Below are 13880 nucleotides of genomic sequence, written 5' to 3'. Positions count from 1 at the left end.
TCAATTACAAAAGGATAGCTTAGGCACTTAGATAAAGAAGCTACTAACAGCAATAGTACCCAAAGCTGGTAATGTACCACTGTATCCTGTGATATTCACCAATAGGTCATTACTAGATTGGAAGCCAGCCACACCATCATTAATAACTAAATAAGTTCCGGCAATACCAGAAGTGGTGACACTGACTAAAGCTGCACTATTTACACCTAAAGCCTGATTACCAGTTAACGCTCCATCAGCATCAGTAAATACACTATTGACCACATTTGTTAAGGTAGTGTCTGTACTATTAGCAGCGCGAGTGAAAGCAGTGGGAGCATTCATAGCTACACCCAGGGAAGTCAACAGGTCAATTTTATCAGTGCCAATGGCAAAGTCGGTAATTCGGTCTGCTCCTGATACTGGGGATTGTCCAAATTGGAAAACCAAGATATCGCTTCCTGTTCCACCTGTGAGGGTGTCTGCACCAGCACCACCGTTAAGAAGATCGTTACCAGTACCACCGTTAAGAAGATCGTTACCAGCATTTCCTGTGAGGGTATTATTGCCAATATTACCTGTTAATGAATTGTCACCTGCATTCCCAGTACCATTAATAACAGCTGTTCCTGTTAAGGTCAGATTTTCGATGTTGGGGAAAACCGTTAAATCAAAGGTAACAGAAGATTGAATGATATCTGTTCCTTCTCCTGAGTTTTCAGTAAGGGTATCAGTAGTGCTATCTACGACATAAATATCATCACCTAAACCACCAATTAAGGTATCAATGCCAGCGCCACCGTTAAGAGTATCGTTACCAGCATTTCCTGTGAGGATATTATTGCCTGTGTTGCCAGTGAGGCTATTGTTGAGGTTATTGCCTGTACCATTGAGGTTAGCACTTCCCGTAAGGGTAAGATTTTCAAAGTTATCGGTCAGGGTGTAGGAAATAGATGCGTTAACTAAATCAGTTCCCTCACTGGGGTTTTCTACTACCACATCACCCGCATTATTCACAGTATAGGTGTCGTTGCCCGCTAAACCTATAAGACAATCAACATTTATAGTACCACTGAGAGTATCATTACCAGAAGTGCCGAACACTGGGAGAATCGGTTGACTACCATCATCATTTAAAATGATGCCTGTGGCACTGCGAGTACCGATAGTAGCTCGGGAGGGAGTAGACAAATAAACCGTAAAGGTTTCGTTGGATTCAATGGTGCTGTCTCCTCTGACCCGCACTCTTATTTCCTTGCTGGTTTCTCCTGGTAAAAAGGTGAGGCTTTCTCCTGGTGGCATTGCTCCACCAAAAAAATCGGTGGAGTTAACGGGGTTATTACCAGACGGGGTAATAAACCAATCTACTGTGCTTGTACCACTAGTGTCTCCTGACCGAGTGACAGTAAACACAAATGGCTTCTGATCTGAGTTGCCCTCCGTTTGTATGCTAGATGTACCAGTGATGTTTAGGACAGCATTACTGGCGATATAATTGAAATAGCTACCAGTGAGGTTAAATTGCAATGAGTTGATTAAACCCTGGGTATTTTCTAAAACAGCAATCAGTTCATCAGGTTCGCTATCAGGTTTATTGATGTAGAGGTTAATGTTATTACCTGAAACTGTGGTCGTATAATCACTACTGGAACCCAAAAGCTGAATGATATCTTCCAGGGGATTAAAGTCTTTGATGATCAGGTAGTCACTTGTACCAGCAGTGGTACGATTATAGTCATCATAACCAATCCATGTGACATCGCCCAGAATAAAAGTGTCCTCTCCTGTTCCCCCAGTGACTGTATCTACAGTCCCTAACCCTGGTTTGGCGACATTGGTATTTACTGGTATGATAGTATCACTTCCATCTCCACCCGCGATATCATCATTCCCCTCACCCCCGATGAGCTTGTCATCTCCACCGTAGCCTCTGAGGTAGTCTGCATAAGCTGTCCCGGTAATCTCAAATGTTTCTATATTGCTAAAGGACAATAGTGGGATATTTGCAGACCACGGCTGGGACGAAAATTGACGACTTCCTCTATAATCATGAAAGGCAATAGTTGACCAATATCCATTGGACACTCCCAATCCATTTGTACCTAATCCACTAAAGGTTGCACTGCTATAATCCACAACTAGTTTATCAGTGCCACCCCCAGCGTTAATGCTGCCATTGCTGACCAATAAATTACCAGTGGCAATAGTGGTGTCATAACCACTGCCTAAAGTCACAGAGGAAATATTCTCAAAATTGTTAATGCGGGTATTATTATCCCCACTTACCTGTTCTGTAACTCTTAAATTCAGAACTAAATCTACATCTAAACTGCTCAGGTCTAGGCTTTGTAGCGTATCTGTTCCTTCTCCCCCGTCAATGCTGTCTCCAGCTTTAGCACTGACTACTGTGTCATTCCCTGTTCCTCCACGGATAACATGACGACCTGTGCCACCATCAATGATATCATTGCCATTACCACCCTCAATTTCGTCATTTCCACCTTCCCCTTTCAGGGTGTCGTTGCCATCTCCTCCTTTGATCAGGTCATTGCCATCTCCTCCCGCGATATCATCATTCCCCTCACCCCCGATGAGCTTGTCATCTCCACTGTAGCCTCTGAGGTAGTCTGCATAAGCTGTCCCGGTAATCTCAAATGTTTCTATATTGCTAAAGGACAATAGTGGGATATTTGCAGACCACGGCTGGGACGAAAATTGACGACTTCCTCTATAATCATGAAAGGCAATAGTTGACCAATATCCATTGGACACTCCCAATCCATTTGTACCTAATCCGCTAAAGGTTGCACTGCTATAATTCACAATCAGTTTGTCAGTGCCACCCCCAGCGTTAATCCTGCCATTGCTGACCAGTAAATTACCAGTGGCAATAGTGGTGTCATAACCACTGCCTAAAGTCACTGAGGAAATATTCTCAAAATTGTTAATGCGGGTATTATTATCCCCACTTACCTGTTCTGTAACTCTTAAATTCAGAACTAAATCTACATCTAAACTGCTCAGGTCTAGGCTTTGTAGGGTATCTGTTCCTTCTCCCCCGTCAATGCTGTCTCCAGCTTTAGCACTGACTACTGTGTCATCCCCTGTTCCTCCACGGATAACATGACGACCTGTGCCACCATCAATGGTATCATTGCCATCACCACCCTCAATTTCGTCATTTCCACCTCCTCCCGCGATATCATCATTCCCCTCACCCCCGATGAGCTTGTCATCCCCACTGTAGCCTCTGAGGTAGTCTGCGTAAGCTGTCCCGGTAATCTCAAATGTTTCTATATTGCTAAAGGACAATAGTGGGATATTTGCAGACCACGGCTGGGACGAAAATTGACGACTTCCTCTATAATCATGAAAGGCAATAGTTGACCAATATCCATTGGACACTCCTAATCCATTTGTACCTAATCCACTAAAGGTTGCACTGCTATAATTCACAATCAGTTTGTCAGTGCCACCCCCAGCGTTAATGCTGCCATTGCTAACCAATAAATTACCAGTGGCAATCATGGTGTCATGACCACTGCCTAGGGTGACAGAGGAAATATTCTCAAAATTGTTAATACGGGTATTATTATCCCCACTTACCTGTTCTGTAGCTCTTAAATCCAGCACTAAATTTACACCTAAACTGCTCAGGTCTAGGCTTTGTAGGGTGTCGTTGCCTTCTCCCCCGTCAATGCTGTCTCCAGCTTTGGCATCATCAATGGTATCATTGCCATTACCACCCTCAATTTCGTCATTTCCACCTTCCCCCTTCAGGGTGTCGTTGCCATCTCCTCCTTTGATCAGGTCATTGCCATCTCCTCCCGCGATATCATCATTCCCCTCACCCCCGATGAGCTTGTCATCTCCACTGTAACCTCTGAGGTAGTCTGCATAAGCTGTCCCGGTAATCTCAAATGTTTCTATATTGCTAAAGGACAATAGTGGGATATTTGCAGACCACGGCTGGGACGAAAATTGACGACTTCCTCTATAATCATGAAAGGCACTATTTGACCAATATCCATTGGACACTCCCAATCCATTTGTACCTAATCCACTAAAGGTTGCACTGCTATAATTCACAATCAGGGTGTCAGTGCCACCCCCACCGTCATATATCTTGTTGCTGACTAGATTACTGCCTGTTGCTTCCAACTGATCATTCCCGTTGGTAATCGTTCCAGTCAATTCTGTGGTCGTGCCAATGATATAATCTGTCGCTGTTGCCAGGGTTAAGATGATAGTCTCGTCATTTTCTTGAATGTTGTCCTCAAGAGGAGAAATTGTTAGGGTAACTGTATCCGCTCCAGCCGCAAAGGAAACTGTTCCGGTAGTGGCAGTATGGGATGTGGCACCAGTCTGACTATAGTCTGTGTTGAATATAGCTGAACCTGATACGGTGTAATTGACGGTTAACGCACTGGTGATATTGCCTATTCGGGTGAAGGTGTAGAGAATATTCGCTCCACTATGTTCTGCTACTTTTTTCGTAGAAGTAGCTAATGTGACTATTGGTTTTGTCGTTACCTCGGTAGTATCAATAGCTATTGACCATCCGCCCGCGATGTTACCAATATCTACCCCTGTATCGTCCACTACATATATATTCCATGCACCATTGGGGATGGTGTTGTTAAATACGGAAAAATCTATTCCATAGTTACCACTGGGAGCAGGAGAATTATTAAATCTGTCACCTGTTTCATAGTCTGTGGCTCGATAACTACCACTGCTGATCTGACTTTGATCCGGCAGAAAATCTCTGGCATTGGGGTCAAAGGTTAAGGTGACATTGTTTAAGTCCCAAGACCAACCTGCGTCTGACATTAACAAGACCTTGGCACCTGTAGGACCTATCAGTAGAACATCAAGGTCATCGGGATAAGTATGAGTAATATTGCTTAGGGTTACTTTCAAACTCGTAATTGTGCCATTTAACCCGGAGACGTTGATACTTGAGGGGTAGGTTGTTGCTGCTCCACCATTAGGAATGGTAATTTCATTGGGATTAGTGAAAACTAGATTTTGCTGACTCATTTTAATTACTCCTGGTTTAGTTAGCACGCAGAAATGTTGCGTATATAAAAAAACGACTGTTATGTAATATTCTGAGTGTAGTAGCTTCTTCCTAGAATGAGTAAGGGAAGCATAACACATCACTTTTAAATGTAATTTTGATCAAACAAACAGCCTACAGGCGATCGCTCTTAACTCACTAGAGTCACCAGTTACGACATTTCAGCGTAATTACCTCAAACAAAATTTTTACTGATCCTAGTATAAATCCAAATATATCAAATCCTGTCTAAGTAATGATTATTTTCTGTTTAACTTTTAATGAAAATTAATGAAAAGAAACTGCTGTGACTAAATAATTCAAACACTGGACACAAAAGGATATGGTGCTATAATGATTATATTTACAAGTAGTACAATTTATGATAAATATGTATCAGCTTATTACTGTATAGTTATAAGCTATAATATGGGAATTAGGTGCGTTACGCTGTCGCTAACACACCCTACTCAATAAACTACTACATAATTAAATTAATTAAGTTATTAATAAGAATTAGTTTCTTATTTTTTAAAACTCATAACCCATGATATAATCATCCAACACAAAACCATTGCCAAAATCTATTACCTGACTATCAATAATTCTAAAACCAAATCGAGAATAAGCTTTAATCCCTTTTTCATTCTTTTTATTGACATTAAGAATTATTTTTTTCAATTTCATTGCTTGCGCTTTTTGGTAAATATGAAATAACATCTTTTGACCATATCCAAAACCATGTAATGACGGTAATAAATAACATTTATGTAATTTTAAATAACTGATATTATCCATCATTTCTGACCCATAAGATAAATAACCGACTAATTGGGAATTATGTAATACCTGATCATAAAATATCCCTTGATTATAAATTTCATTTTCAATTACTCCTATTCCATACATTTTATCTAGCATATACTCGATTTGTTCATTGCTGATAATTGTAGGATAATAAGTAAACCAAATTTCTCGACTGATTTTTCTGAGTGTTTCCAAATCTGTATCTAATAACTGAGTAATGGTAATTGATGAATCATTCATAGCGAGAATTAGAACCTACGGAAATATTGAGAATATATAAACAACAGCAATCAACAGAGAGAGGATTTAGATTTATCAAAGACCCATTGTTTTTTGCCAATAGTCTATTTTTGAAAAATCCAGAAAGAGTAGAGACAATGATGATGTTAATGGCATTGTGTCTTTTAGTTTATAATCTAGGACAAAGACAAATAAGAATCTCATTAAAGACCCAAAAGTCTACCGTTAAAAATCAAATGAATAAACCCACAGAACCTCCCACATTAAGGTGGATATTTCAATGTTTTCAGGGGAGTTATATTTTAATTACACAAGGATTTCAGAGGATTCTTAAGAGGATTCTTAACTTAACGGATGAACATTATAGGATATTACAATTCCTACCTGATTCTTGTCAAAAATATTATTTATTATCTTGGTTTTAAAATCTAGAATTTCTTCTGACATAGTCTGGTTTTTTATCACTAGTTTAAAAATTCAAAGAGAACAGTTATAATTTATGAGTCTCTAAAATATATCCTACAGTAGTCAATGAGTTACTGTGTCAATCCTAACTGTTCACAACCGCAAAACAGCAGACATCCCTTATACGTAAGTTGGCACTATAAAATCAATATATATTCTTTTGTAAAAACCCTGAAATAACCTGTTTATAAGGTATTTGTTGAATTTACATTTCGTTACATATGTTGATTGTTTAACGCCAACTTACTTAGGAAACTAGTTAAGGTTAATGATGAAATTTTCATCATTTTTTATATCTTCTGCATAGGTCTACAGCCTCATCTATAGATAGTTTGTCAAATACTTTTAGATTACCATTGATAGTAGCATCGTAAATATTTCTATTATCCTTCTCAAAAGTTTCCCGTGCAATTTGAAAGGCTAGTTCAGATGCTTTAAGGTCCGGCAACTGCCATTTGATTCCAGGTCCAAAATATGCAGGATCAAAGTGGTTACTATCGGCACTTTTACTAGTAATTAGTTTGTGAGGTTTTCCTTGAGTTTCAAATTTGTGATCCAATCCTACAATAATTACAGGATCTGCACCAGCATGATAAGCAAATTGGAGAGCAGCGTAGGTTACTGTTGCGCCAGCATCTAAGCCAGAGGAGATATCATCTCCGAAATGTCCCAAGAGTCGGTGAAGAAAGTAAGTAAACTTGTTTCTATTTTCTTGTCTAACTTTGTGACGCGTTTTCCAGACCAGACCAGTAGGAATTCCTGATGAAATAAAGGTGTCTTGCCAATTTTCAACAACAAAGGGATTCGTGCAGAGAACTAAGTCGGGACGCCAGGTGGTTTTGTCAAAAATTAAGTGGATTTTATTTAGTCCAATTGATTGTAAAAAATTAAACCTCTCAAGAGGAGTATTATTTAAGCTTGGACCATTGCAGACAATTAATAATGGTTCTGGCTTTAAACACTTTAAGAGATTCTTTACACGACCCGGCTGATCACTATTAATATACATATATTTATCAGCGGAGTAATAACAGTGCCGAAAGAAAGATTTAATACTCAGCATTAATCCATTTCCCTTGAAATAAAGTAACATATTAGATTACGGTGTATGGCTTCAAAAACCATTTGCATGAGAAACAAATTCTTTTAAATCAACTCTTGGAAGCAAATTTAATGAACCGCCTTCTGTCGCATTTAGTAATTTACGCCCAAATGCATTATACACTTCGTATGCCAAACTGTAAGCAGCCTCGCTCATGGGTAAATCAGGAAGATTCCATTTAACTCCACCGGCAAAATAATTTTGGTCAAAATGATTGACATCCTTATCCTCCGCAATAGCGGTTGCATGAGCTGTACCCTTCGTAGCAAAATTATGATCACAGCCAATGAGCGCAACTTCTTGAAAGCCAAAATGAAAAGCTAGTTGCATGGCGACAAAGGTTACAGTTCCTCCCTGGGAAACACTGAGGGAACAATCTCTAGCAAAACTAAGTTCTCGACTTCCGAAGGAATGTAAAAAGACTACATTCTCTTTGGGCTTAACAAAGTTTAGTGCACAGCTGTCAAGGAATAATGGAGTATCTGTTGTGTTGTAAAACATACTATTTTGTTCAACAACAAAAGAATTAACAGCAATAATACATGAGGGTCGGAAGTCCGATTTATCAAAAAGTAAGTTGATCTTATTAAGACCGAAAGTGAAAATTCCGTTCGAGACCAAACAAGACAAGTCACTCTTAAGCAAGCTTGGTCCATTGCATATAATAACCGCTTTTCTACCTTGATATTGATCTTTCAGTTTTATAAGTTTGCGGCGGGATATCCAAGACTCTGGATTTAAATCCCAAAGCAATCTTCTCTTCAAGAGAGAACCGGCATTGTAATAAGGATTTATGGTCTGCCGCGAATTTAAGAGTGGATTTTTAGTAATTACCATTGTCGTAAATGATGTAAATTAATAGAATAGAGGAATTTTTTTCTGAAAATTGAATTTCAATTGAAGGAAAATCTTAAACCTTGTTTATAAAGAGTAGGTTGCGATAATTCTCAAATATCAAATATAGCTACCTTGAGTTACGACTGCGTCAAAGTTTCCAACAATCGCTAAGTATAAAATACAAGCTAAATTTGGTATTGCATATGTATGATTAACATCAAGTTTATCTCGACTAATCTTAATTAAGTTGACTAGAGATATTACAGAGAGAAGAGTTAAACTTAAATAGATAAACAAACCTAAATAGCCAATATCAATCATTTGCTGAAAAATAGTAGAATGTAAAGAAAAAAACCTAACTCGTTGATTAAAATAGTTACTAAACACCGAGCTTTCATAGGCTGCATTAAGTCCGCTCTTGTATTGTCCCCACATTCTATAACCAATTATATGTTCTGGATCAAAAGCCGAAAAAAATGTTAATACAGAATCCCATATTATCTCTCTCTCTGTAAAAGAAGAAGTACTACTACTACGATTCATACCATATTCTTGAAGAAGAGGTTGCAAAAAATCACTGACAAAATGAAAAATAAAAGAGAATGAATAATTAGCAATAAATATCAAGGGTGTATAACTTATATTAAGTTTAAAATGTGATTTTTTTAAGTTGATTACGAAGAAAAAAGCTAATACTAGTATCACTGAAATCAGCGCTGCTCTTGTATCGAGAATTAACAACGCAAAGAAACAAAGAATAGCAGAAATATAGTTAGACAGTGTATTGAAAAAAGAAAGGTTAGGGGTATTTCTACGATATATAATCCTAATAGAAGATTCAACTACAACTATACCAACTATTGAGGCAAGATGTGTAATACCATAAGATGCAGAAAGGGGAAAAATTGTGCGCTTTAATTCTAAGCCTAACAATGCGCCAATTACACCTTCTCCAAGCTGATTTTGCCCCAGACGGTTTTCTACCACAAAGGGCGATTGTATCTGAAGAATATACAATATAAATAAATTGAGAATCATGTAGAAAGCAATTCCCAAACAAAGAACTGAAAATGTAGTGTCTTTTCTGACTACTTCATTTTCACTACCTACTGAAGCCAGTAATCCAACAAAATAGAAAAATGTTAACATTGTAACATAAAAAACTAAGGCATTTGCATTGATAAAATTACTAAAATAACCCCTGATAAGAGATACTATATTTAGTAGTAAAAAAACAATTATCAAAAGATATATTTTTTTAGAAAGCTGAGAAAAATATATCTTCCTTGATTTATATTTTAGAGTTGTTAGGAAACGATAAATTATCCAGACAGTTAAAATTATTTGAATTAAAATAGCAGATCTGGTTATCCAAGGAAAAAAAACATAAGCTGTTGTTAAAGTTGGATATAAAAAGATAAAAACTAACAAAAAAATATTCATAAAAGTTCCCTAAATCACATTAATAATTAAATTATTTTAAATATAGCCGTAGCTCACTGGTGACAATTTAAGGCTGTAAGTCTTTTGTCAAGAGGATTTCAGAGAATTGTTGAAAAAAAATTTATCAGCCCCACGCTCATGATCGGGAAATGGATCAACAATTAACTTAACTAAAAGCATCTTCAATTCGCTATCTTCGCTATACAAGATCAAACATGGATAAAAATCCCAAAAAACCGATTGTGACACGAGGCTTGCGGAATGTGGTATAAAACCACCACCAATATAGCCTTATCTAACAAAATTTGTCAATGTATATTCTATCCAAATATTTTTGTTATTATTTTACAATTTGTTTGTGGCTAGGAAGCGTGACTAGAAGGAGTTTTAGCTCTAAATTGCTATAGCTGTAACCATTTCCGGCACTAAATTGGTGGATACTGAACCAAAATATAACACCATAATTTGCGCTGGAAGCAACCCAACTGATTCATAAGTTTGTCCATTACTATTGCTAAATTCTACTTCCAAATCAGTACCATCAGCTAATAATTGAGCAGAAAATCTTTTAAACTCTCATTCCCTCCTAACCTCCCTGTCCTCTGTGTCCTCTGTGGTTCATTATTTAATTTTCATAATTTAATTTTCATAATCAAAACAGGTAACTTTTAGATCAAATCATAATAAACTACCACCATTGCCCCACATAAACCCCATGATTACCACTAAAACCACATTTACCTCCTGGATAACTTGCCCTAAACCCAATATCGAGGCAAAATTACGCCTATTTTGCCTCCCCTATGCTGGTGGTAGTGCGACGGTTTTTCGTACCTGGACTGATGATTTACCGAAAAATATTGAATTATGTCCTATAGAAATTCCCGGTAGAGGAAGACAAATCAAATCACCTCCATACACAGAAATTCAACCTTTAGTGCGAGAAATAGCCACCAATATCATCCCCTATCTAGATAAACCTTATGCTTTTTTCGGTTACAGTATGGGTGCATTAATTAGTTTTGAGTTAATCAGGTTACTACGTTCTGAATATAATTTTCAACCTTTACATCTTTTTGTTGCTGCCCGTCCCGCTCCCCAATTACCATCGGAAAAACCGCCGATTTCTCAATTATCAGATGCGGATTTTTTAGCGGAAATATATCGCTTAAATGGGACTCCCAAGGAAGTGCTAGAAAATGCCGAACTCATGCAGCTTTTTATGCCTGTTATTCGCGCTGATTTTGCCCTGATAGAATCCTATATTTACGATCCTCAACCAGCTTTAGATTGTCCTATTGATACCTTTGGCGGTTTACAAGACCGAGAAGTTAGTTATAATTCCCTGGCAGCATGGCAAGAACAAACTACTGCTGATTTTTCATTACAAATGATGGACGGTGATCACTTTTTTATCAATACAGCTAAAACCACTTTACTTAATAGTGTGATTCAATGTTTACAGTCGCATATCTAAGATATTTTTGTCCAAAAAAATAGCGGAAATTCCTATATTTATCTTTTAGATTCCGAATTTAGAGTTACTATTTAAATAGTACGGTAATTACGATAACAATATCTATAAAACCGAACTGTAATCAATTTATTTTCCAGTGTTACTATTTAGTTGGGAGGCTAAAGCTTAGGCTTTTTGGAAGTTAAAGGTTAGAAGTTTTGCCAGTCATATTATTGTTTACCAAGTCAAGAGCTTAAAATTCAGTCTCGCCAAGTCAAGAAGTCAAATAGTGAGTTTTAAGGAGATAGCTATGACACTTGTACGTTGGGATCCGTTACGAGAAATGGAACGCTGGGACCCATTCCCTGAAATGGGCGCTCTCCAGCGGCAAATGAATCGCTTGTTTGAACAATTATTGCCAACAGACGGTGGTGAAAGGACAGGATTGACTTTCATTCCTGCGGCTGAGATTGCCGAAACTGATGGCGATTTGAGGTTGAAAATAGAAATACCAGGTGTTGACCCGAAGGATCTTAATGTTGAGGTCACTCCTGAATCGGTTTCTATTAGCGGTGAGCGTAAGTCAGAAACTACAACGGAAGAGGGCGGTATGACTCGCTCAGAATTTCGTTATGGCAAGTTCAAACGGGTAATCGCTTTACCTGCTGTCGTAGACAATGAAAGAGTGGGAGCGGAATACAAGGATGGTATTCTCCGTCTTACCATTCCTAAGGCCGAATCAGAACGACAAAAGGCTGTAAAGGTTCGTCTTGGTTAATTGCCTCAAGGTAAGTTAAATTAGGAAGGGTGAAAGGATTATAGAATCCTTTCATCCTTCATTTTTTTTGTAGGGATGATCGCAGATATTTTTTTAAAGTATGTCTGAAAGTATGTTTTTAGTTCTATAATTAATTCTTAGGATAGATGCTACAAAGCACTCTTGCATCTACTAGTTATGAATGAATACAACCAGTTGATACTAGATTATTTTTTATATTGTTTTTTATATTATTAGGTGCAAGATGAGTAAATATATCTCTCTCGCTGTTAATATATCAGAAATTGTAGTTTGTGTTCCTGTTTGGATAGGATTGACTAATTTTTTGGCAAACTTCTATAAAAACACACACTGATACAGTTTTATTTGCTTGAATAGCTTTATAAAGAGGATTTGAATTGGTAATTACTAATTATGGCAACAAAAGTAGTTAATGTTAGAGAGTATACTGTCAGAGCGCACAAAAGAGTGATTCATACACGAGTTTTTAACTTTGTTTGTAAAGAATGTAATCAGGCTACAAAGAGGGAAACTTTCGGAACACGCCCTTTATATTGCGAAAGTTGTCGTCCTCCCCAACCACCTAAAAAATCAGTCCAGGTATCTGAACCGAGTAAACCGCGCCCCATGTCTTACACCAGCGATACAAATTTAGATTGAGTAAATTGCTATGAATTCTCCAGGACAATTACAACCACCATCCAATTTATTTATTACGCCATTGTTGGAATTGAGAGATTACTATGGGAGTCTCGCACAAAAGTACCAACGTCTGTTCATAGAGGCGCGATCGCAATTAGAACATGTAGAATCTTTATTATCTACTTGGTCCTATACTAATGGCAATCAACCAATTGAGGCTATTAAGAAAGACGATTCATTGTTATTGCTTTCTTCTAATCGCGCTTCTGATGTAGAATCTTTGGAGTCTCTAGAGTCAGAAATTGCTCAATTAGACTCTTTAAAAGCAGATAATTCCCTTTCTCAATTTAGGAACTCAGACAATTTTGCTTCTGAGCGTCGTTACTATGTCAGTAAAGGGGAAGAAGTTCCCATGCTTCCCCACTATGGAAATATGACTCGCATGGAAGCACTAAAAAAGCTGTTGCGAGAATATATTGGAACTGTGTGCCACATAGATTTTATTGTGCGATCGCTTTATGGTGATTTAGAGTCTACCATCTTCAAGGTAGTTAAAGGTAGAGTCCAATCATCTCTAACTCAAGGGAGAGAAAGTGGTTATTGGTCAGCGATTCCTAATGAACCTGGTTGTTATACCCTAGATTTAAATTCACTAGGTCCGATTCATGCTAGGGGAATATCTAAAGGGATTAAATCCACCAAAACCAACAAAAATTTTGCAAAACCCCAGTCCAAAACAGTAGCAATGCTACCGCAATTTGATGGTCAATTTTTAATTGATGCTCTTACCCTGTTGCTAGAACAAAATGCCGGACGAATTTTCAATGTTAATGAGATAATCAATGGAATTTATGGACATCTGGATGCAGAGGAAGTCAGAGAGGTCAAAAATAAGGTTCTTAATGAACTATCTAGGGGGCATCGTACAGGCCGGTTTATGAGAGTTCCCAACCAAATCGGTTTGTATACCTGGGATATGAATGTAATCGCTTAAACTTAACATATAAATGGTGCGTTACAGCTTGTTAACGCACCTTATAAAAAATTACTTATAGCATAACTGGCCATA

General features: G+C 37.7%; 9 protein-coding genes and 2 pseudogenes. 5 read left to right on the top strand and 6 right to left on the bottom strand.

Going from position 1 to position 13880, the window contains the following annotated elements:
- Positions 1 to 27: 27 nt before the first annotated feature.
- Complete coding sequence (locus tag H6G25_RS04810; protein WP_190391490.1) at positions 28 to 5022, bottom strand: bluetail domain-containing putative surface protein; 4995 nt, start codon at positions 5020 to 5022, stop codon at positions 28 to 30.
- 550 nt (positions 5023 to 5572) lie between these two features.
- Positions 5573 to 6088, bottom strand: a complete 516-nt coding sequence (locus tag H6G25_RS04805; protein ID WP_190391489.1) for a GNAT family N-acetyltransferase — start codon at positions 6086 to 6088, stop codon at positions 5573 to 5575.
- Positions 6089 to 6093: 5 nt separating this feature from the next.
- Here H6G25_RS04805 and H6G25_RS04800 point away from each other — a divergent pair.
- Positions 6094 to 6513 (top strand): annotated as a pseudogene (locus H6G25_RS04800) (IS1634 family transposase); the annotation flags it as partial.
- Positions 6514 to 6836: 323 nt separating this feature from the next.
- On the opposite strand, the gene H6G25_RS04795 reads toward H6G25_RS04800, so the two are convergent.
- The 4 genes and pseudogenes from H6G25_RS04795 to H6G25_RS04780 all read right to left on the bottom strand — a co-directional run.
- Positions 6837 to 7562, bottom strand: coding sequence for a hypothetical protein (locus H6G25_RS04795; protein ID WP_190391488.1), 726 nt, complete (start codon positions 7560 to 7562; stop codon positions 6837 to 6839).
- Positions 7563 to 7667: 105 nt separating this feature from the next.
- Entirely contained in the window at positions 7668 to 8492 is an 825-nt protein-coding gene (locus H6G25_RS04790) for a 6-hydroxymethylpterin diphosphokinase MptE-like protein (RefSeq protein WP_190391487.1), read from the bottom strand.
- A gap of 117 nt (positions 8493 to 8609) precedes the next feature.
- Entirely contained in the window at positions 8610 to 9935 is a 1326-nt protein-coding gene (locus tag H6G25_RS04785; protein ID WP_190391486.1) for an O-antigen ligase family protein, read from the bottom strand.
- A 393-nt stretch (positions 9936 to 10328) separates the two neighbouring features.
- Positions 10329 to 10469: pseudogene (locus H6G25_RS04780) on the bottom strand (hypothetical protein); the annotation flags it as partial.
- 184 nt (positions 10470 to 10653) lie between these two features.
- On the opposite strand from H6G25_RS04780, the gene H6G25_RS04775 reads away from it, so the two are divergent.
- The 4 genes from H6G25_RS04775 (at position 10654) to H6G25_RS04760 (ending at position 13805) form a co-directional block, all read left to right on the top strand.
- Positions 10654 to 11412: a thioesterase gene (locus H6G25_RS04775; RefSeq protein ID WP_190391563.1), complete on the top strand. Its 759-nt coding sequence runs from the start codon at positions 10654 to 10656 to the stop codon at positions 11410 to 11412.
- A 289-nt stretch (positions 11413 to 11701) separates the two neighbouring features.
- Positions 11702 to 12169 carry an Hsp20/alpha crystallin family protein gene (locus tag H6G25_RS04770; protein WP_190391484.1) on the top strand — a complete coding sequence of 156 codons (468 nt, stop codon included), beginning with the start codon at positions 11702 to 11704 and terminating at the stop codon, positions 12167 to 12169.
- 414 nt (positions 12170 to 12583) lie between these two features.
- On the top strand, positions 12584 to 12829 hold the full coding sequence (locus tag H6G25_RS04765) for a hypothetical protein (protein WP_190391483.1): 246 nt from the start codon (positions 12584 to 12586) through the stop codon (positions 12827 to 12829).
- A gap of 10 nt (positions 12830 to 12839) precedes the next feature.
- Positions 12840 to 13805, top strand: a complete 966-nt coding sequence (locus H6G25_RS04760; protein WP_190391482.1) for a hypothetical protein — start codon at positions 12840 to 12842, stop codon at positions 13803 to 13805.
- Positions 13806 to 13880 lie beyond the last annotated feature (75 nt).

Origin of the sequence: Dolichospermum sp. FACHB-1091, assembly GCF_014697585.1 — a bacterium.
Lineage (GTDB): Bacteria > Cyanobacteriota > Cyanobacteriia > Cyanobacteriales > Nostocaceae > Dolichospermum.
Note: the sequence above shows the minus strand (reverse complement) of the source record. Positions and strands in the feature narration are given on the sequence as shown.

Coding starts and splice junctions, on each gene's coding strand:
- H6G25_RS04810 (WP_190391490.1), bottom strand. CDS start 5,022: ATGAGTCAGCAAAATCTAGTTTTCACTAATCCCAATGAAATTACCATT.
- H6G25_RS04805 (WP_190391489.1), bottom strand. CDS start 6,088: ATGAATGATTCATCAATTACCATTACTCAGTTATTAGATACAGATTTG.
- H6G25_RS04795 (WP_190391488.1), bottom strand. CDS start 7,562: ATGTATATTAATAGTGATCAGCCGGGTCGTGTAAAGAATCTCTTAAAG.
- H6G25_RS04790 (WP_190391487.1), bottom strand. CDS start 8,492: ATGGTAATTACTAAAAATCCACTCTTAAATTCGCGGCAGACCATAAAT.
- H6G25_RS04785 (WP_190391486.1), bottom strand. CDS start 9,935: ATGAATATTTTTTTGTTAGTTTTTATCTTTTTATATCCAACTTTAACA.
- H6G25_RS04770 (WP_190391484.1), top strand. CDS start 11,702: ATGACACTTGTACGTTGGGATCCGTTACGAGAAATGGAACGCTGGGAC.
- H6G25_RS04765 (WP_190391483.1), top strand. CDS start 12,584: ATGGCAACAAAAGTAGTTAATGTTAGAGAGTATACTGTCAGAGCGCAC.
- H6G25_RS04760 (WP_190391482.1), top strand. CDS start 12,840: ATGAATTCTCCAGGACAATTACAACCACCATCCAATTTATTTATTACG.